Here is a 20580-nt window from a genome sequence, read left to right as displayed (position 1 = left end):
CTTAAATTAATCCAAAACTGAAGATTTTTTCGGAAAAATAAGATTATTGTAATCTGTAATATTTAATACTTATTCAGCGTGTTGCTGAATAAATTGTAATGTGGAAAACAAATTTGATTATAGAAGTTTAAAAATTGATTTATATAAGCAAAAATACTTAGAGAATGAGTAACTTTCAAATATATATGACGAATGAAATTTACACAGTAATTACCTTTGCCCCCGTGCAGGGGTTTATCGAAAAGTCGCGAAAATTGCGAGATTTGTATGGGAGTTCTTATTTACTCTCCTATATATCTTGGGTAATTTGTAATGCTGCGGAAGAATATAGTTGTGAATGTAAAGTCGTTTCTCCTGCTTTACCAAATATTACTCAGGGAATGCCCAATCAAATTATTATCAAAGGTAATTTTCCAAAGGAGAATGCTTTTGCGGCGCTTTTAACGGCTTGGAAATGCATTACCGAAACTTGCCGAGAGTGGATTGAAGATAATGTTGGCAATAAAGAAGATTACGTATCCTGGAGAAGAATCTGGGGTTTGTGGACGAAATATGCCTGGGAATTTTTCTGGGTTCAGGGTAAGCCGGGTGAGAGTATAAGTAAAGTTAGAGAAAAGTTAAATGAGAAAAAACGCGCACGCGATTGGACTGGGATAAACTGGCAGGGAGAGAGTTCTACGCTTTCGGGTGCCGATGCGATCGCCTATCCAAAGCTTGGTTTTAATTCCGATCCTCGCAAATATAATTACCAGCAGGAAAAGGATAATGTCAGAGATTTTTATACGGCACTCAGTGAGAAATTGGGGGAATCATTTATCAAGTCAGTGAACTTAAAAGTCCCCGATGAAGAAATGAGCCAACGGAGTCAAGAATATGGAAAATCTTTTATCGATCCAGACGAAGAATTGAGTGTTCCAGAGTTAATTAAGCGATTGATTACTCATAATGTAATTGCTGAGAAATTAACCGAACGACTCAAAAATGTTTATGGAAATAACGGGCTAATTCTTAAAAATCTTGCTCAACAAATAAATCAACTATCAGATGATTTAAATCCTACTACATTTAAAGACCTTAGAAAATTTGGGACTGGTTGGTTTCAAGGAGATGGTGATAAAGCTAGTGAATATCTCAAAAGTTTTGCACACACACCACAGGAAGCTCAAGAAACACAGAAATTTAGTCGAGAAATGAGGGAATGGGGTAGTTACTTTCAAGAATTACCAAAAAATCGCAAGATTGAAAATTGGCGTGTTATTTATGCAGGTGGTGATGATTTTTTAGGCGTTTTTTATAATAGAAAAAATGCGGATGATTGTGTAACTTTTTTCTCTAAATTCAAGAGCGATACTTGGAATCAGCCACACCCAAAGGAAATAACCGTCAGCGTTGGTTTTGTTTGGGCTTCACCCGGAATTCCCCAACGGGATGTACTGCAACATTGCCGAGAAGCCGAAAAATCTGCGAAAACTAACGGACGCGATCGCATTGCTTTTCGGATTTTATTTAATAACGGTAATCACTTAGAATGGGTGTGTCCTTGGAGGTTCTTGGAAGCTGGTTTATTATCGAATTATCAAGATAGAGAAGGAAAACAAAATTGGACGCATATATATAACGATGTCGCTGTTTTAGAATCGCGTCATGCTTTGGGTAGAAGATACAACGATGATGACGAGGATGAAGAAGATAATAAAGATGATTCTTGCCAAGATACGGGTATAGATGTAGCTTTACCTCTATTTAAAATATATTTCCCTAACAATGCAGATATCTTTAAGCAAGAAAATCTCTGGAATCCTATTAAGGAAAAAGATGAAGAAGTTGAAAAATATGAACAGCTTATTGGTGGAATTTTAGGCGAGCGTAAGAGGTATTACCATAAAAACACAGAAGTATTAGACCAAAACAAAGTTGATAAAGCTCTAACCAACTGGATAATTAACCTTGCTAAAGTGGGATTTCATTTATGTCAGCAGTAGAAACAATAAGTAATACATCCTCTGAATCAAAATATCTTCCTCCTCGTTCTCCTTTTGAATATATAATTATCATCGAACTCTTGGGTTTACTCTACGGAAGTTCGGGAAGATTTCTGTCACCAGAAAACTTAGTTGGACGTTCTGGTAGTAATTTTCCTCCAAATAGTGCGACTTTATCAGGTTTGTTTGCAGCTTCTCAAGGTAAAGATACAGATATTCGCGATTTGATGTTAGCTGGGCCATTTTGGGGAAATGTAAATGAGTTAACATCACAAGAACAAAATTTTTACGTGCCAACTCCAAACAACTACCTAGTTAAAGATAAAGAGATAGTGGATAAATTAACTTGGAGCAAGGAAGAAAAAAAATGGTTGAACAAAGGCGGTGATGCTCCAGTTGATAAGTATGATAGCAATACTTGGTTAAGTATTAATCAGTGGGAGAAACCTGAAAAAGTAAAGAAAAATCCTTGGAAATTCTTAGCTCATTTGCATCCACGTTTGGAATTGGAAGAAAGACACGTAATTAGAAATTACGAAGAGCAAGGGAGTTTATTTTTAGAAAACTCTGTTCAGATGAAAATTGGTAAATGTTTGGTTTATCTTTCCAATACCGAACTTGAATCAGGCTGGTATCGCTTTGGTGGTGAAGGGCATATGGTTGATGTGCGATGCGAACCCATTTGTAAACCACTTGCAGAATTATTCAAACAACCTGTAGGAAATAAATTTGCATTAATTACACCAGGAGTTTGGGGTTCAAATCGATTATCGAAGCGAGTACCTATTTGTTTGCAAACATCTCGAAATCAAAATGAAGAAATCAACGAAGGTGCAGTTTGGCAACTAGAAGCGCTTTTTACAGCTCGTCCTATTCCTTTTCGTTATCGTTTGGGGGGAAAAGGTGACACTAAACTGCTTTCTCGCGGACGTTATGCGGTTCCTGCGGGTACAGTTTACATTTTAAAAGAACCAATAAATCAACCTTGGCAAGATTGGAACGTGAATTGGTTCCCCAAAGAAGGACCTTCACTTAAACGCTGGGGGTGTGGATTAGCGTTACCTTTGGCTGAGTAAGAAGTAAGAAGTAAGAAGTAAGAAGTAAGAAGTAATAACTATCCACTAAAATGTATCACAAAGCCTACGGTATTATTGAAACTTTAGCACCGCTACATATCGGAGCGAGTGCTGGAGAAGAAACGGGGAATTTAAACTTGATTTTTCGCGATCAATTTACTCAAACGGGGATTATTCCCGGTAGTTCGATTCGGGGTAGATTTCGAGCAGATATGCGCCCAAATTCCAAGGAAAATGAAAGAAAATGGTACGGACATGAAGCTATATCGGGAGAAGAAAACAAAACTACAGAAGCCTTAATAAAATTTGAATATGCTTCTTTAGTATGGCTTCCGGTATTTTGTCCGGGGCAACCGATTGTTTGGATTACCTGTCCTAGACTGTTAAAACGCTACAAGCAAATTTCTGGAATCTCAGCAAAATTACCAAAACCATATTCAGCACCAAAAGCATTACAAAGTCGTCAAGTTGGTACAAATCATCGAGTTTTATTTTTCAATCTGGGTTTTATCGAAATTGAACACGAAGATAATCTTTCCGATTGGATACCAAATGATGTTGATTTAAATCAAGATAATTTACTGGTAGTTGCTGACAATGATATCGCCATGCTGCATGATATGTCGCTTTACCGTCAAAGCCGGGTGAAATTAGCAGATAACGAAAAGAAGGTTGAAGGAGGTGCGTTTTTTAATGTCGAAGCTTTACCGGAAGGAAGTATTTTAATTTTTCCCATTGCTTTGAAAGAAACGGGTTGGAAACCTTTTGGTGATGGTATAGAATCTCAAGAACTATATTTTGGTGGGTTGGAGTCGATTGGTTTTGGTCATTGTCGGGTGAAGTTAGCAGGAGATTATTAATCATGGGTTGGAAATCTTACGATTTGGATCGCGAAGCACAAAAATTGGTATTAGATGCCAAGCAACGGGATGATAAATCTCTCAACCAATCTTATAAAATGCGGATGGCTGTTGCTTACGGATTGGAGCGTTTTTGGGGAGAACATCTGCGTTTGCAAGCCAAAGAACCAGAAAAATCTCAATATTGGAAGGAAACTTGGGATGCATTGGTAGGAATTATGGAGCAAGCAGGAGTTTTGATTCCCAACGAACCAGTAAATGCTAATAATGTCAGCGAAATTCAAACAATGTCCGATCAACTTTGGCAGTTAGAGATAGACGAACAGCGAGTTTCTTTAGCAGTTTTAACGCAACTATGTGACTGCATTGTTTGGTGGACGCAACGGTATAAATGAGTGAGGGAGTGAGAGAGGGAGAGAGTGAGGGAATAACTTCTTACTTCTAACTTCTTACTTCTAACTTCTTACTTTTTACTTATTCAAGGATAAATCATGACTATTCCAGATGCTGCGAAAAAAGTCCCGATGTTGTTTCGGGCACAAATTGACGGACGTTGCCAAATTCAAAGATTAGTTCCTCGTAAACCAGAGCAAGACGCTACACTTTGGGCTTCGGAATGGGTGAAGAAGACTTATCCCCAACTTCGGGAACTTCCGGCATTTGTGCAAACTCGCACCTATAATTTAACTTGGCGATTTATTACCAATAGCGGACAAGATGACGGTGTAATTCGTCCTGTAATTGGTGCTAAAGGCTGGCCGTTTTATCCCGGTAGCAGCATGAAAGGTATATTCCGCCGCGCTTGCAATCAAGAAGAAGCCGAACGTTATTGCGGTAAATCTGTTAACGATGATTTTCAACCAGGTATTTTACGCTTTCATGGTGGTTATCCTACCGATACAGCTTGGACGGAAGATTTAGTAGATATCGTTCATCCCCAGCAAGATTGGCAGGTAAAATCTAGTAGAAGTTCGAGTGCTTTTATTCAAATTTCTTTACATCAACCAGAGCTTAAATTTGGCATTTCTAGCAACACCACTTTAGATGATACAGAATGGCAAGTAATTTGGGGTATTTGGGAAAAAGCCATATCTACCGGGATTGGTAGCCGGGTTTGTGCAGGTTACGGACAACCGGAAAAGCATACTGGCAACGTACTTTACACTACTAAACTAAAAGGTCAAGGACAAGCAGCCAAGTTAATTGACGGAACGGGAGAATTTCGAGCTAATGTCTTCCGTGCAGCAGTAAGAGGGCATGCGTTGCGGATTTTTGGGGGATTAACGAACGCAGACACGGCTGATAGAATTGTCAATAATCTATTTGGTGGAATTCAAGGTAAAGCCGTAATTGGATTGTTGGGAATGAGTTTTCGTACAATCAAAGATAATCCAGGGGAATTTGGTAGAGCGGGTTATCTGCAACCAACTTACGATATTGAAGGAGAATTAACTTGGTTGTTAGCGAGAAAATTACCCAATTCGGAACAAGAATTAGCATTAAAGAAATTGATTGCAGCTTTAACTCGATTTGCAATGGTTTTTGGTGGTTTTGGTAAGTCATGGCGAAGAGCAGATCATCGCTTATTTTATGAAGAATACTACGAAAACGAATATAAATCATTAATTGGCTGTCACTGGCAATGGTTGGGAGAAGGTGCGCTTGCTAATGATGTAAAAGTCCGCAAAATCGAGCATATCAGTAAATTTATTGATGAAACACGAAAAATATCTCAAGAATGGATGCGACTTCAAAATATAACTCCCAATCCCGCTCAACACGCAGATTGGAGAGAATCATGGCATCCCGATAACGTGCAAGTATGGGGAAGAGAAGCCGAAAACAAAGAAGACTCCCGAGCTATATTTTGGTTGCATAAACCCTATCAAGAAGAAATTCGGGGAATACAATCGGAAGGTTCTATTTACCGTTCTTCAGTTACCGGACAAATGGGACAAATTGGTAGATTATGGCATCGAATGTATCCTTATGTTCGGTTAGTTAAAAATCCCGAAGATCCAAAAGGTAAACCAATTCCCAAAAAAACATTCAAATACTTGGAACTTTTGACTTTATTTCCAGATGATTCGAGGGAATCTCAGCAGTTTATTAAGTTTCTCAATTCACAACAAAATCGTTCTAACAGTTTTCAACAACTGTGGTAAGTAGGTTGGCACCAATAAATATAACTATGTAACGAAATGTAAAAAAGATTGAAACCCTTGCGATGAACCGCAGCTCCGCTGAATGCAACCGAATGCCTCGTCGCAATGACAAAATATAATCACGTTTATTTACACCCACCTACTTAAAACAACTTGAAATAAGGTAAAAATATCATGCGTCGCGTAATTGTATCTACCATTGGCACCAGCTTACTAACAAATCAAATTAATCGCGCTAATCCAGAAGAAAAAGATTGGTATTCTCAATTACGCGATGCCGCAAACCTGAATGAAAACGACACACCGGAAATTGTCAAAAAAATCATTTCTATTCTTGAAGAAAGAGCGAATGTAAAGTTAGATAATGTTAATATTCCCCAAATTCGTCGTGCAAGTGCCGAATTAAATGGGATTTATGGCGTTTACCAAGAAGATTTAAGTAAAGGCAAAGAAGATTATCATTTTCTGATTGCTACCGATACAATCCAGGGAACAACAACCGCTCAAATCGTCGAAACTTTCCTGAGAAAACAAGGTTTAACTAATACTAGTATTTATGCTCCCAGCGGACTTTCAACTGCAAGTACAGAAACTTTCTCTGTTGGAATTGACGATTTAATTGTTTGGCTGCAAGAAACTATTCCACCCTTAAGAGAAAGTAAATACAAAATTTGTTTTAATTTAGTAGGTAGTTTCAAGAGCTTACAAGGTTATCTCAACACCATCGGGATGTTTTACGCCGATGAAATTATTTACATATTTGAAGGAGAAAAATCCGATTTAATTACCATTCCCCGCTTACCAATATCTGTAGACACTTCCTTATTTGAACCTTACACCATGCAGCTAGCATTATTAGACTCTGGTGCAGGGCTTTCTCCCCAAGAAACTACAGGAATTCCCGAAACTATGTTAGGTGAAGTTGATGGGAAAATGGTTCTTTCAACCTGGGGAAACTTAATTTGGAATCAATGTAAAGAAGATTTACTATCCGGCGATTTAATCCCTTTTTCTAGATTGGAATACCAAGATACTTTTAGGGCTGATTACAACAGAGTTAGGGAAAAACATAAGCGAGTCAAATTACAAGAAACCTTAGCTACAGTTACACGTTTATTGAATGAGTCAAATGGTAATACTGCGATTTTGAAAGAACATAAGGGAATACAGTATGGCAAATTAACAAATAAAGGGGATATCGACCATTTTCGGGTAACTCAAAGTGTTCGAGTTAGCTGTGCTTTTTCCCAAGGTAAATTGAATCTATACCATTATGGCGAACAACATGATGATATCAACAATAATCCTTATTAATATTTCTACAAATCCTTAAATAAAGCACCCTCTGAAGTTGAAATTAGAGGGTTTTTTGTTATTATAACTTATGCAAATTCAAAGTTTTCCCTAATCCGACTTAATCCGGTCGGCGGAAGCTTCAGAGGTTCAGCGATAATGTGTCCGTCGAGCTTGTTTCCAACTAATCCGACTTAATCCAGTCGGCGGAAGCTTTTCCAATTAGCGACTAACGGAAGAGGCATCAAGTTTCCAACTAATCCGACTTAATCCAGTCGGCGGAAGCGTTCAACTCTAAAGCCATTGGCGGCTCTAATGTAAGTTTCCAACTAATCCGACTTAATCCAGTCGGCGGAAGAATGTCTTTCGAGTGTTTCGGTTCTTAAGTTATTGTTTCCAACTAATCCGACTTAATCCAGTCGGCGGAAGATTCGTCAGGAATTGATAAAGCGCAAATCATTTTAGTTTCCAACTAATCCGACTTAATCCAGTCGGCGGAAGGGTAAGGGCGAAAATGGTAGAAAGTTTGGCTTAAAAGTTTCCAACTAATCCGACTTAATCCAGTCGGCGGAAGCCTGCAAGGGCATCATTAAGAGGTAGCAGAATCAATAGTTTCCAACTAATCCGACTTAATCCAGTCGGCGGAAGTAAATCCTGAAAGCTTGCAAGATGTGGTTCAATCAATGTTTCCAACTAATCCGACTTAATCCAGTCGGCGGAAGTGAAGAAGAGATAAAAGAAGAAATAAATAATTGGTTGTTTCCAACTAATCCGACTTAATCCAGTCGGCGGAAGAAAAAAGTCAGGGGATTTAATGTAGTAACCGGAAATTGTTTCCAACTAATCCGACTTAATCCAGTCGGCGGAAGTAAGACAGAGAAGACAAAACCAATGCAAGAATTAAAGTTTCCAACTAATCCGACTTAATCCAGTCGGCGGAAGTTTGCTCATTTCTTTTTTTGTCCTCTAAAAGTGATTGTTTCCAACTAATCCGACTTAATCCAGTCGGCGGAAGGACTGCTGACCCACAGACAAGAATTATATTCTCTCCCGTTTCCAACTAATCCGACTTAATCCAGTCGGCGGAAGTTTCCCAATTTGATGGTACGCCGGGAATCCCTTTAATGTTTCCAACTAATCCGACTTAATCCAGTCGGCGGAAGACCGTCCTCTTAAACCCTTACATAGCAAGCGCTCCAGAACGGGTTTTGGCACATCTCAAAAATCGGTCAATTTCACAGCCTCTTAATGAGATAGATTATCATTTAATCCAATAGCTCAAATGCTGAAACTATTTTATTGTCTTGGTTCTGGCGATTTTGGCAGAACCCCCCAGGTTTTAGACCCCGCTTCGATCTGCCAAACATCAAGCTGATAATCAAATATTAGAATGTTTGCTGTTTTGTGTCTAGTACGCTGGGGCGTAAATAAAGCACCTATTTAAAAAGTTTGAAAGCCTTATCATCATATAATACTTTTTACTTCTTACTTCCGCGAAGCGGTACTAGTTTATTTCAATATTTAATTTCTTTTAATTTCCTGCTTCGCGCCAATCTTCTTCCCGTCAACGCAATTTCAATCGGATTTAAAGAATTTCCAGTAGGTTTACCATCTCTTGTTTCTGCTGGAGTATACTGCAAACTTGATTGTCGCATTAATAAAGATGCGATTGTCATTCCTACACTACCTTGAGCAGTCATTCCCGTAAAGTCAGCAATAACATCATCTTTCGTCCAACGACTGGGAAGTTGATCGTAAATATTCATGATCTTATGAGAAAATTCTACCGGGTCATATACATCTTTGATTAATAATGGTTCAGGAATTATCAGTTTAGGAAAATCCTGTTGTAGTTTTTTTGCAATATTAAGAGTCTGGGAAGAACAAATCAACCAGCAATATTTTAGTTCGGGTAAGTGATGCTCTATTGCTTTACGACAGGGTTCTTCTCGACTTACCAACAATATCAATCCTTTATGTTTGCGAGGTGAAGATTTACCCAAATCTATCGGTGGTAAGTTTGTGGTTAATGATTTTGCCACTAACCAAACACAAAATATGAAAATTACTACTGAACCTATGGCAATTTGAACCGCATCAGATGGGGTATCGCCAATAATTGCTTTTAATATATCGCTAGTAGAATTACCAAGTACAGATAAAAAGATTGCTCCAATTAAAAAGGGAATCAAGGTTTCTGGGTTAAAAAAGCTCTTAGCTACTTGAAAATAGCTATTTTTAATATTTAGTCTTAATTTAAGCATATTTAACTAGGCTTAGCATATGATGTCGTTGATAATACTTACACCTTGTTTTGTCATTTTTCAGTAAAAATGCCTTAAATTCATATTTAATTAATGAAGCTAGGAGATATTGCGCGAAACATGAACTATAGCTGCTTAGTCCTGGATGCGAGCAAAATACTTAGACCAACTCAATTTTCCACCTTTGATAACTCAGCTAGCGGTACCATATCCTTGTAAACATCTAACTCCGCTTCCGTACCCTGTATATTTGTAATCAAAAATGGCTGCCAACTACTCAAATTTCCTGGGCAATTGTTCCAAATTACTTTGTCTCCAACTTGAGGTGTTTTCTCAAGTTTTTCAAAATGCTGATTTTTCAACTCATTAATATTTTGTCTTTCTTCTTCACCCAACGCTTTCCAAACAGTAGATTTTAATTCTTCGTTCCAATTTTCTGTTATTGAAACAACTTCTTCCCAACAAATTGCTTGCAATAGCATTTCAACTTTTTTTGAAATATCTTCGGATGCAGCAGTATCCTCGTTTTGATTACAAACTAATTTTAAATCGCTGTAGTAAAAATATTTTCTAATTCCCGGAAATCTTACACCAATGGGAATTTTACTTTTCATTGACAAATCAACAATATGACCTCTGCGCCCGAAGCAGCTATGACTATCAGTTATCACCTCTACCTTACTACCAACTTCAAAACCCATAATTGCCAAAGCTCTAGTACGGGTTACTCCATCAACCCACATCAACTCTTCTGGATGAGTCACGGCATACTCAGCCAACAGTTTGGGCAAGTTATCAAACCAAGCTTTTTGCTCTTTGTCCAAGAAGCCAATTACAAACGCTAAAGACGTGGAATCACGTTGAGTAACCGTAGCAATCGATTCCCAAGTTTCACTTGTCGAAGCAATCGAATTAACCACTTCACAAGCAAAATTTTTATCCTTCTTGTTAAAAGGCATTGGTAGCGAACGAATAAATTGCAATTTGGTCGCTAGTTCTAATGGTGTAGGTGTTGTTTCTAATTCTTCGGATACAGGTGTTTGAATAAATACAGGCTGTACATCTTCTGGTAAGCCAATATCCGATTCTTCCTTACTTTCGGGACATTCAGAGTCAGTATCTTCTGTATCTTTTTGCAATAATGATTCAAATTCTTGCTGTTTAGATTCCCAGTTTATTTGATTCACAACATCTTCCGAATCGCTGGTATCGCTAGCTTCTTCGTCAGTAATTAATTCCGTTAGAGTGCTAATTCTATCTTCTGGAATCTCAGCTTGAAGATTATCGTATAGGTTGGCGATCGCCATTCTGACAATTCGCTGTGGGGACAATCCAGATTGCTCTATCAGCTTATCCGTAAGCACTCCCGTCTGGTGGTCATCCTCAATAATCTTGCCGAAAGTATAGTATCGACTACCATCGGGTGCTGCTCGCCAATTACCAACTTTTTTCTCTTTTTTCTGGGATTTGAGAAACTTTCCTCTTTCCTTAATCAGTTCTAATACAAGTCTGCAAGTCAATCCTCCAATAGGAATATCTTGCAATTTTTCAATTAAAACCTGGTAATTCTTCGAGCATAATCGCAGCAATATCGATACAGGCAATACAGCCAAGTGTTCCGGACAACCAACAAACGCTTGAAAATTCTCTGCTATTTTTAGCGGTACGCGAAGCCATGCCGAAGGCTTATCGCCTTTCTTCCGTTGCCCCTTTATCCCATCCATACTCTTCCAACAGTGCGCGATACTGTTTTCGATTAAGAGTTTGCTTACATTCGTAGAGTGAAAAAGCTGCGTACAGATACTCCAAAGTACTTTGCTCGATGTGTACCGTAGGATTGGAGTCAATATAGTTCTGCTCGGTGTACCTTTCGGTTGCAAGAGTTGGTGAATTCATGTTAAATTGACTTTGTTTTTATATTGTTTTTGGTCTGCGTTAAAGACCAACTTTTTTAATCCGACCAACGCCGAATAAATTAAGCCGCCGTTGAGAGCGCTTTAGACACTACTGCGGGCTTGCTTCTCTTGAGATTATCATCAATTGATGTTCTTTGGAAGATAGCTGTCAATGCATAGCCCAAAGTATGCTTGTGAATTCGGGGCATTTTTTGAAACGACATATCTTGTCCCCAGTCTTGAACCGATTTTGTTCCTATTTGCAAAACATCGATAAGGGTTTTAACACAAGTGCCACGAAAATTAGCATCTCTAGACAGTTTGCAATATTTCATGCTCTGTTAACCCATCTAGAAGAACTTTCTCTAGAAACGTTTGAGCATCAACCGATGGTGGAACAAAATCCCCTTTTAGGATGCTTCCTAGCTGACGAGGCACAATTTGAGCAGCATAGATATAAGCAAGGGCAATCCTACAATATTTAGGCATCCCTTCAAAATTAAGGTCGCTAATACAGTTATCATAGTCTACATAGGTCATATATATCAATAGTGTCGTGTGAGCTATTTCAAAACTGAGTTAACTAGCGGAAAATGAGCGTGTGGTATATGTGACCTATTTATGTCAGATGACAACAAAAAAGAAGACCAAACTGTAAGCTTTAGAGTTTTTCTACCTGAGTCCTTAAGAACAGAATTTAAAGTCTGGTGCGCTAGGGAAGGGACAAATATGAGCGAAAAATCTAGGCAGCTTATAGAGCAATGGATTGAAAGTAGAGTTAATCAACATTTGTAAATGAATACAGCAGCAATTGACCCGTTCAAATTACCCACAATCTCGCTCTCACTGCGGAAGCATCTACCCTTAGTTTGTGCAGTCTACTTTGTGCTTTCAAGCAATTAATCTGACAGATAGAGAACAAATCGATGTTCGCCCTGGTCGGACAGCAAGTTAAACACGTAGAAATATTGGCGATTAGTGAGTGAAAAGCCTCGGCATTTTGATTGGGATTTATTTCATCCGAAGAAACTTAATAGTTGACCTAATAAACTAGCTTATTGCCAATGGAAGCAATGGACGATAAGTCAACAAGCACATTTTCCAATTCCTTCGGTTCTAATTTGTGTAAACCACCTCCGTACACCCGACCTCCCGAAATTAGAGCAACGCCCGGAAATATTCTTTAAAGCAAACCACACATCCTTTTTCAATGAAGACTGATGTAAAAAATCTTCAGCTAAAATAGGTTTTGGGTATAGCATTAAGTACACATTAGTGGCGATAAGCAAAGCTTAACGCCCATAGGGCGTAACGCCCTGGAATGATTCAAGATAAATCGGAATGGTTTTCTGCGACTGCTATTAGCTCGTCCCATATAAGTGCAGAGAAATGGAGTCGGAGAACGATTTTCTTGGGAGTACCAAGGAATGCGATGTTTACACCGTCTGAAAACTTTTGCAACATTCATGTAACACTGCTTAACTCGGTTTCCTGTTCCGATGCTATTAATACCCCTCATTTAGATGCGTCCAAGCTTATTTTCCGGTTTCCTATTTCAACATTGCACTTTTGCGCCAATAACTTGGTAATTTTTTGCAACCTATTAGCGACTTGGTAAGAGTAAACTATTGAATCATTGTAAATTAAATAGCAGGTGTAGCAAAATGTAATACTCCCAGTAGTTGTTTTAGGATGCTCCGCAGGAGTGACTGTAAGCAACACACAATCAAGCCATGAATCACATAGAGATAAATAATGTCTTTTATATTGATATCCATAGTTGGAATTACTGTAATTTCAATTTTACTGTGGTTGCTCGCATCTAATTACACAACTCAAAGAGCATTAAGATGGTGGCATAGCAGGCAATTAGCAAGGATGCGTCAGGAAGGAGAAGCTATCCGTAATGGGGTGCTACAAAATACATTTGTCATGCGTCGGCATTTGGAGTCTCCTTTGCCTAGTAGTCCTGAGAGTCAGCAGAAATTAGACACACACTATTTAGAAAATATCGAAAAATTTCATTATTCTGTCAGAGAGCTAAGTGACTATTTGTACCCAGCATATATTGATGAAAGTTTACCTTTGGCGATTCGGTATATGCTAGATAGCTGGAAAAATCGCTTTCCCAACTTAAATATAGAATGCGAACTACCAACTGAATGGCGCGATGAATCAGGCGATCGCAGTCAAGTAATTTTGATGGCATTAGAGGAATTACTTACTTGCTATGTATCGAATATTTCAAATGATTTTTCCCTATTTGTCAGTTTAACACTACAAGAGAACCTGAGCGAATTGATGATTAAATTTACAGGTTTAGATGTGTCTAAATTTACTTCTCCCACAGCTAGTACAGATGATTTACTTCACCTCTGCCGTGCTTTGAAATTTTGGCTATCCGGTAAGTGTTCTCGCTACCGACAAAATCAGGCAGAAATTTGGTACTTGCGTTGGTAATGTCTTAAATGAGACAATAAAAGAGAATAAATTTGATAATTTGCCGTTTTGATTGAAAAATCGTCATTTTCTGTAGCTTATTAGGTGATTAATTATGTCTCAGGCAGTTTCCGTACAAAATTTGAAATTTTTGGTGGTTGACGATCAAGAGTTAGCGTTGTACGCAACAATCAATGTCCTAAAACCGCAGTATCCAAATGCAGAAATTATCGAAGCTCAAACTGCACAAGAAGCACTCAACCTGATAGTAAACAACCCATCTTTACCCAACTTGGCTATTGTTGATTTGTCAATGCCAGAAACAGCAGGAGAATCTGCCCGAACTGATGCAGGAATTCAGCTATTGCGAACGTTAATGGAGAAGTATCGCAGTCTCAATATTGTGGTGCAAAGTGCTTATCCTCGTTCTTTAATTCGTTTAAAACATTTAATTAGCAGTCATGAAGGGGGGTTTACAGTTGCAGATAAAAGTTTACCGATGAAGGAGATGTTAACCAAAGTAGATTGGGCGCTTAATGGTGTAATTTATACTCCCAAGGAAATGCGTGTAGTGCTGGAGGTAAAACCGGAATGGCTGGAGATGTTGGAGTTGGCTTTTAATAAGGGGTTGCAAGATAAGGAGATTGCCAAACAAATGAAGATTGCTGAACGAACAGTCCGTCACTACTGGAGAAATGTTCAGGATGTTTTGGAAGTTTACCCAAATGAAGGTCAAAATCTACGGATTCAAACAGAAATTCGGGCAAGGGAAGAAGGTTTAATTGATTAGTTTTTGCCGCGAATTAAGTTAATTTTTCCCATGTTGATTGTAATTTGATATTCAGAAATATGAGTATACGGCGTATTGGTGTATTACCGGGAATTGTGGCAATTGGCTTTGTAATAGCAGCACGAATGTTAGGTTCACTGCAATCATTGGAACTGGCTGCATATGATACGTTTATGCGTTTGCGTCCAGATGAACCGATAGATGAAAGAATTTTGATTGTTGGAATTAACGAAGAGGATATTCAAAAATTAAAAGCTTATCCAGTTCCCGATGGAGAAATTGCTAAATTATTACGAACATTACAAAGTTATCAACCTGCTGCGATTGGGTTAGATATTTTTAGAGATATACCTGTTGGACTGGGACATAAGGAATTAGCTAGTGTATTTAAGGAGATGAAAAATATAGTTGGTATAGAAAAAGTTTTGCCAGATATTAGTGGATTTACGGTGAAACCATCTCTAAATTTACCATCAGAGCAAATCGGATTTGTGGACTCTCCTGTTGATATTGACGGGAAACAGAGACGAGCTTTATTGGGTACACACAATTCTAAAAATAAATGGTGTCTATCTTTCTCACTAAGACTAGCAGATATTTACTTAAAAAAACAAGGTATTAAATTACAAGAAGAGGAAACCAAAAGTGAAGGGTATATTAAAAAATTTAATTCCACGAAGATACCGCGATTCATAGCAAATGATGGTGGTTATATTTCTGAAGATGATGGTGGATATCAAACTTTAATTAATTTACGTAGCAATATCAAACCTTTTCGTGTTGTCTCTCTTGGCGATATAAATAGTAACAAAGTTGATGCCAGTTGGATTCAAGATAAAATCGTACTGATTGGTGTTACTGCTCCTAGTATTAAAGATTACACCTTTTCCGATGCAATAAAAACAAAGGATGTCCCGTTAGTTTATGGAGTAGAAATACATGCTCATATAATTAGCCAACTGATTAGCTCAGTATTAAATAAACGACATTTTATTAAAACTTGGTCGGATATTTGGGAATATGTATGGATTGTCAGTTGGGGCAGTATAGTAATTATATTAGGAAGGAAAATCAGTTCTTTATTAATCCTTGTGTTTAATATCAATGCGTTGATTATTGGTTTTGTAATCATTAGCTATTCATTGTTTTGCATCGGGTGGTGGACTCCATTTATTCCGGCATTATTAATCCTAATTCTGAATGGTTTTTCCATAGTAATAGCAGCAATTAACAGGTATGAAGAAAACTCACTCATGCATATACAGGTACAGAAATTAGTCATTAATAAAACATTCGACATAATCCATAATGGGCCACTACAAACAATTGCTCGAATGATAAAGCAAGTTGAAGAAAATAAAGACATCTCAGATAAAGTTATTTTTATATCTGAACTACATCAGCTTAATCAAGATTTGCGAGGGGTATATAAATTAGTCAAGCAAGAAAATTTTATAGCGAGTAATACTTTCTATATAAATCAGGAACAAGAAATAGATTTAAAAAAGCCCCTTCACGAAGCTCTTAATGAAGTCTATATTGATGTTTTTGATAGAGACTTTCCATATTTTAAGACCATTAAAATTAATATAGTTAATTTTCAACCCTTAAATGAGCAAAACTTGAGTATAGAGTTAAAACACAGTATTTGTCGTTTTCTCGAAGAAGCGTTATGTAATGTAGGGAAGTATGCTCAAAATACAACTCGACTGGAGATTAGTTGTGATTGTAAGAACGGGAAAAATATAATTATTGTGAAAGACAACGGTTTAGGTGTAGATAAAGTTATTAATTCGTCTTATCAAGGATTTGGAACTCAGCAAGCAATAACTTTAGCTAAACAGTTGGGTGGAAAATTTGAACGTATTGCTAATTCTCCAAAAGGAACTACTTGTCAGCTTTCTTGGTCTACACATAAAGTCTGGTTATGGAAATTATAGACGCTAATTTGTTAAAAGGCTCGCTATGCTTTATTTATATAAAAGTATGGCACTTTTATGCCACAAAGATTGCAGAGTAATACCATCAAGCATGTAGAAAAAGCTAATTACTTTTTAATAAGTTACTTGTATTATACGTATCAGCACAAAAGACAATAATCTTACCAACAATCAGCAATGAGTAAAAATTATTTTATTGGCAGAAAAATACTATTTTCCGTTGTTTTATTAATTTTATCGTCATTAAACATAATATTAACAACCTACTTCAACATTTCAGATATTCCAACAAGCGCTCAAGGGCAAACAACTACTAACGTGAACGGACCAAGAAATCGAACCAGTCCAAGAAAACCCCCTAATACAAATGGAACTAGAAGAGGATGTAGTGGGATAACACTTCTTGCTCCAATTTTTGGAAAATCTATTTCTATGTACCCAAACTTCTTTTGGTTTGTATCTCCAGAAAAATCAAACAATAAAGATAAAGAATATGAAATTGAGTTTAGCATCTACGAATATGATGCAGAAATAGGTGATAAGAAAGGTAGATATATTCAAAGAATAACAAGAACAACACAGGAAAGTTTACATGGAATTATGAGTGTGTCGCTTGATCAGAATAAACCTGGTTTAGTGATGGGAAAAGAATATATTTGGCAAGCCACTCTCAGATGCGATGAAACAGAATCTTCTAATTCGATAATCGCACAAGCTGTAATTGAAACTGTTCCCACACCAGCTAATCTGGAAATTCTACTATCTAAGACAAAGGATAGAATCGATCGAGTTAAATTATATACTAAAGAAAATCTTTGGTATGAAGCGTTGAATGAAATATCAAAAGATAAAAAAAGCCGCGAGTATGTAAAAATTTTGGAGGAGTTGAAAGATTCTGAAAAACAGGAATTAATAAAAGTAAAAGTAGGCGATAATAAGGAGTTCAAAGAAGCATTTGAAAAACAAGTATTGGCGTTGCAAAAAGTTATAGAAGTTCAAAAACAATTATAGCCAATCACCAATTAATACAATTGAAGACCAATAACCAGGGTGCTTAAATCCTCTTAATTCAGCATCTTCCGTTTCAATAATATTCTTCTGTATAAGTTGTAAAGCTTGTGATTTACTCATTTTAGGATGACTCAACAAATTGCGGTAAAAGTTAATGGCAATGGGTGCTGTCGATCTATCACTAATTGTCCACAGTGAAGCTAATGTGCTTTTTGCTCCTGCTTGTATTGCAACACCTCCTAAACCTAACGCAGAACGGTTGTCCCCAAGCGCGGTTTCGCAAGCAGTCAAAACTATTAGCTCCAATGGTTGTGTGTTACGAGAAAATCGACGAATTAAGCTATCTAAATCGTTAAAAGTCAATTTTTCATTTATCTCTTTTTCCTTATCATTTATCTTTGTTTTATTGCTACCAATAACAAGAAAAGTATCCTCTGGTCGAATACCAAATTGACCGTGAGTTGCAATATGAATTATCGAATAAAATTTTTGACTTAACTCTTGTTCTATACGTTGACGTGTAAAATTTTCATTGACTAATTCTTGCGTTTCTGGAATTTGCTGTTTAATACCTTTGATTTCATCATCAACATACTCAAGTTTATCGAAAGGTATGTTATCTATATATGCTTTTTCTGTCAAACCTAGCGCAAGTACACGTAATTTACGATTGTTGGTAATTTCTGGCTTGGTCAAAGTTAAACTAGGAATTGTTGCTATTGCATATTTTTGAATTAAAAATTTTTTACCGTCGTGCAGAGCTGCCATTGGGACATTTCTCAGAATATCATCTTGTATAAATACTAATGTTTTGATAATTTCCGGATTTAAATCTTGAGCAAAAGGGGCTATTATTTCTTCATAAATTGCTTGAGAGAATGAAAGGTTGTCATGTAGATAATCCTCATATGAATTGTCAACTAGTCCAAGCTTATATCTAAAACTTTTGACATTTTCTACAATTTGCTGACTTGTAAGATTAGACCAATGAAGCTTACTGTATATATTATTTTGATTAACGATAGTTAAAATTACAGCTACTTTATCATCTAAAAAGATAGTATTTATATAAGCTGTGTTTTCAAGAAGTTGATTGTTTTTTACCAGATAATTCAAAAAATCATCTGTTTTGATACTACGTAAATTATCCCTACTTTTATTGAATGCTGGAAAATTACAATCATCGCCAAAATAGTTTTGTAATTCTGCTAACTTTAAAGAATCAATAGTCTTAAGAATAGAACTGAAATTACTTTTACCGTCTTTAGGCTCAATGGATTTACCCGATGCTTCAACTGATGTCTCTAAACTGAGTTTCATTGCAACTAAATCGCGGTAAATTGGCTCGATACTATCTCGAAAGTCAAATTGAACATCTCTATTTGCTGTTAAAATATCAGCACGGGTGCTTCCTTCCAAGGTATTAATTGCTCGCTCATAAGCTTTAATTGCTTCTTTTGTCTGGTTTTGCGTCTTAAGAATACGTCCAGTTTGCCACTCCCACAAATACAAGCTATCTGGGGACTTTGCTGTTTCTGCTGCTTGTCTAGCTTGCTGGGTAAGTGCGATCGCACTCTCATATTCTTGACGACATTCGTATATATAACCCTTTTCTCCTAGCGCAAATGACTCCGCACGACTATCTTTCAGGGTTTGGGCAATATTAATAGCATCATCAAGTAGTTCTTCAGCTTGCTTATCAAAATCCGCTCCTATACATTTTCTTGCTGTTGATTTTCGCAAATTGATTAAGTTGATAGTCGTATACACTCGCTCTCGATTTTGGGGTAAATCTTTTAAGATATTATTAGCTTGATCTAGTAATTGTTTAACTTCTTGGTCAGGATTAATTTTATTAAGTGAGTTATCAGTATCTATAATTTTTTTATATTCTTCTTTTTCTAAACTTTTGTATAGATGACCTAAGCTTTCTATTGCTTTAATTTCAGATTTTTTATCTGATTGACTTTGAGCATTTTTCAAACTTTGCTGTAAATAAGTATGTGCTTTTTTTATTTCTTCATTGGCATATTTTTGAAATTTTAAAGTATCATCAGAGCTTCCGACTGGACTCGAACCACGACGGTAGTTTAATAAGGCTTTTTGTAAATAAGTGTTACCTAAACTATTGTTAAGTGAGGTCAGATAAACTGGATTTTTATTCTCTTCTTCTGCTTTCTTTAAACCAGATTCAAGATAGTAAATTGCCTTTTCGTAATCGTCTGTTCCTGTTAGTCGATAAGCATCACCTAAAGTCCCTAAAATGGCTACTTCTAAATTAGTATCTTTGATATCATCGCGGGCAAATTCTAAAACACTAGTTTTTATACAGGTTTTATTATTCTTGTTATTTTCTTTATTATCGTTATTGCTATCATTTTCTGGGGGGTTGCACAAAAGCGCGATCGCCTTTTTTGGTTGTCCGATACTGCTGTATACCTGTGCTAACTCGGTTTTGGCTTTGGCGATTTTTTCTTCTCTCTGCTGGGTGCTTGGAAGTTTTTGATACAAGCTAATAACTTGCTCCCAATTTTCAATTGCTGCTTCTGTTTGACCAATTTGTGGATATGCTCTTGCTAAATTTTCCCGTACAATCGCTTCGCTAACAGGGTTTTGATTGTTTTTGTAGAATTTTAGTGCTTCGTTCCAAAAGTCGATCGCTTGTTGAAAATTTCCCAAACGATAACTGTCGATACCTTTTTGAACTAGTTGACTTTGGTTACTATTTTGTGCTGTTGCGACTTCCCCTAGTTGCACCTGTAAATTTGTGGATGACAACTGACCTAACCACAGACAAAGAGTAAAGGCGATCGCACAGAATAATGCCATCAATCTATATTTCTGGTATCTGCTTGACACGGGTTA

16 protein-coding genes and 1 CRISPR repeat array are annotated in these 20580 nt (G+C 37.0%); of the genes, 10 read left to right on the top strand and 6 right to left on the bottom strand.

Annotation, left to right across the window (positions count from 1 at the left end; all coding sequences use genetic code 11):
* Positions 1-185: 185 nt before the first annotated feature.
* From ACM03V_RS14990 to ACM03V_RS14965, 6 genes are all read left to right on the top strand, one after another.
* On the top strand, positions 186-1982 hold the full coding sequence (locus ACM03V_RS14990; RefSeq protein WP_414621589.1) for a Cas10/Cmr2 second palm domain-containing protein: 1797 nt from the start codon (positions 186-188) through the stop codon (positions 1980-1982).
* A complete protein-coding gene (locus tag ACM03V_RS14985) occupies positions 1970-3058 on the top strand; it encodes a type III-B CRISPR module-associated Cmr3 family protein (protein WP_414621588.1) in 1089 nt (362 codons plus the stop codon). The genes ACM03V_RS14990 and ACM03V_RS14985 overlap by 13 nt, the downstream gene beginning before the upstream one ends.
* A gap of 50 nt (positions 3059-3108) precedes the next feature.
* Positions 3109-3918 (top strand): RAMP superfamily CRISPR-associated protein, encoded by an 810-nt coding sequence (locus ACM03V_RS14980; RefSeq protein ID WP_414621587.1) that lies wholly within the window; start codon positions 3109-3111, stop codon positions 3916-3918.
* Positions 3919-3920: 2 nt separating this feature from the next.
* Positions 3921-4313, top strand: coding sequence for a hypothetical protein (locus tag ACM03V_RS14975; protein WP_414621586.1), 393 nt, complete (start codon positions 3921-3923; stop codon positions 4311-4313).
* 96 nt (positions 4314-4409) lie between these two features.
* Positions 4410-6083 (top strand): RAMP superfamily protein, encoded by a 1674-nt coding sequence (locus ACM03V_RS14970; RefSeq protein ID WP_414621585.1) that lies wholly within the window; start codon positions 4410-4412, stop codon positions 6081-6083.
* A 174-nt stretch (positions 6084-6257) separates the two neighbouring features.
* Positions 6258-7397, top strand: coding sequence for a CRISPR-associated protein (locus tag ACM03V_RS14965; protein ID WP_414621584.1), 1140 nt, complete (start codon positions 6258-6260; stop codon positions 7395-7397).
* Between the two features lie 82 nt (positions 7398-7479).
* A CRISPR array of direct repeats spans positions 7480-8539; the repeat unit is 37 nt; unit sequence GTTTCCAACTAATCCGACTTAATCCAGTCGGCGGAAG.
* 351 nt (positions 8540-8890) lie between these two features.
* Here the strand turns inward: ACM03V_RS14965 and ACM03V_RS14960 are convergent.
* The 5 genes from ACM03V_RS14960 to ACM03V_RS14940 form a co-directional block, all read right to left on the bottom strand.
* Entirely contained in the window at positions 8891-9640 is a 750-nt protein-coding gene (locus ACM03V_RS14960; RefSeq protein ID WP_414621583.1) for a CRISPR-associated protein, read from the bottom strand.
* 170 nt (positions 9641-9810) lie between these two features.
* Positions 9811-11364, bottom strand: a complete 1554-nt coding sequence (locus ACM03V_RS14955; protein WP_414621582.1) for a hypothetical protein — start codon at positions 11362-11364, stop codon at positions 9811-9813.
* On the bottom strand, positions 11327-11536 hold the full coding sequence (locus ACM03V_RS14950) for a hypothetical protein (RefSeq protein WP_414621581.1): 210 nt from the start codon (positions 11534-11536) through the stop codon (positions 11327-11329). The genes ACM03V_RS14955 and ACM03V_RS14950 overlap by 38 nt, the downstream gene beginning before the upstream one ends.
* A 79-nt stretch (positions 11537-11615) precedes the next feature.
* Positions 11616-11870 (bottom strand): hypothetical protein, encoded by a 255-nt coding sequence (locus ACM03V_RS14945; protein ID WP_414621580.1) that lies wholly within the window; start codon positions 11868-11870, stop codon positions 11616-11618.
* The gene (locus ACM03V_RS14940; protein ID WP_414621579.1) at positions 11848-12075 is read right to left on the bottom strand and encodes a hypothetical protein; all 228 of its coding nucleotides are present in this window, start codon (positions 12073-12075) and stop codon (positions 11848-11850) included. Before ACM03V_RS14940 ends, ACM03V_RS14945 begins: the two co-directional genes overlap by 23 nt.
* A 1215-nt stretch (positions 12076-13290) precedes the next feature.
* Between ACM03V_RS14940 and ACM03V_RS14935 the strand changes: the two genes are divergently transcribed.
* The 4 genes from ACM03V_RS14935 (at position 13291) to ACM03V_RS14920 (ending at position 17715) form a co-directional block, all read left to right on the top strand.
* Positions 13291-13995 carry a hypothetical protein gene (locus tag ACM03V_RS14935; RefSeq protein ID WP_414621578.1) on the top strand — a complete coding sequence of 235 codons (705 nt, stop codon included), beginning with the start codon at positions 13291-13293 and terminating at the stop codon, positions 13993-13995.
* A 94-nt stretch (positions 13996-14089) separates the two neighbouring features.
* The gene (locus ACM03V_RS14930) at positions 14090-14764 is read left to right on the top strand and encodes a response regulator (RefSeq protein ID WP_414621577.1); all 675 of its coding nucleotides are present in this window, start codon (positions 14090-14092) and stop codon (positions 14762-14764) included.
* 59 nt (positions 14765-14823) lie between these two features.
* On the top strand, positions 14824-16704 hold the full coding sequence (locus tag ACM03V_RS14925; protein WP_414621576.1) for a CHASE2 domain-containing protein: 1881 nt from the start codon (positions 14824-14826) through the stop codon (positions 16702-16704).
* A gap of 177 nt (positions 16705-16881) precedes the next feature.
* A complete protein-coding gene (locus ACM03V_RS14920) occupies positions 16882-17715 on the top strand; it encodes a DUF928 domain-containing protein (protein ID WP_414621575.1) in 834 nt (277 codons plus the stop codon).
* Here the strand turns inward: ACM03V_RS14920 and ACM03V_RS14915 are convergent.
* Positions 17710-20574 carry a CHAT domain-containing protein gene (locus ACM03V_RS14915; protein WP_414621574.1) on the bottom strand — a complete coding sequence of 955 codons (2865 nt, stop codon included), beginning with the start codon at positions 20572-20574 and terminating at the stop codon, positions 17710-17712. The two genes, ACM03V_RS14920 and ACM03V_RS14915, sit on opposite strands and share 6 nt — an antisense overlap.
* Between the last annotated feature and the right edge of the window lie 6 nt (positions 20575-20580).

It is taken from the genome of Calothrix sp. CCY 0018, from assembly GCF_963920925.1.
Lineage (GTDB): Bacteria > Cyanobacteriota > Cyanobacteriia > Cyanobacteriales > Nostocaceae > Rivularia.
Note: the sequence above shows the minus strand (reverse complement) of the source record. Positions and strands in the feature narration are given on the sequence as shown.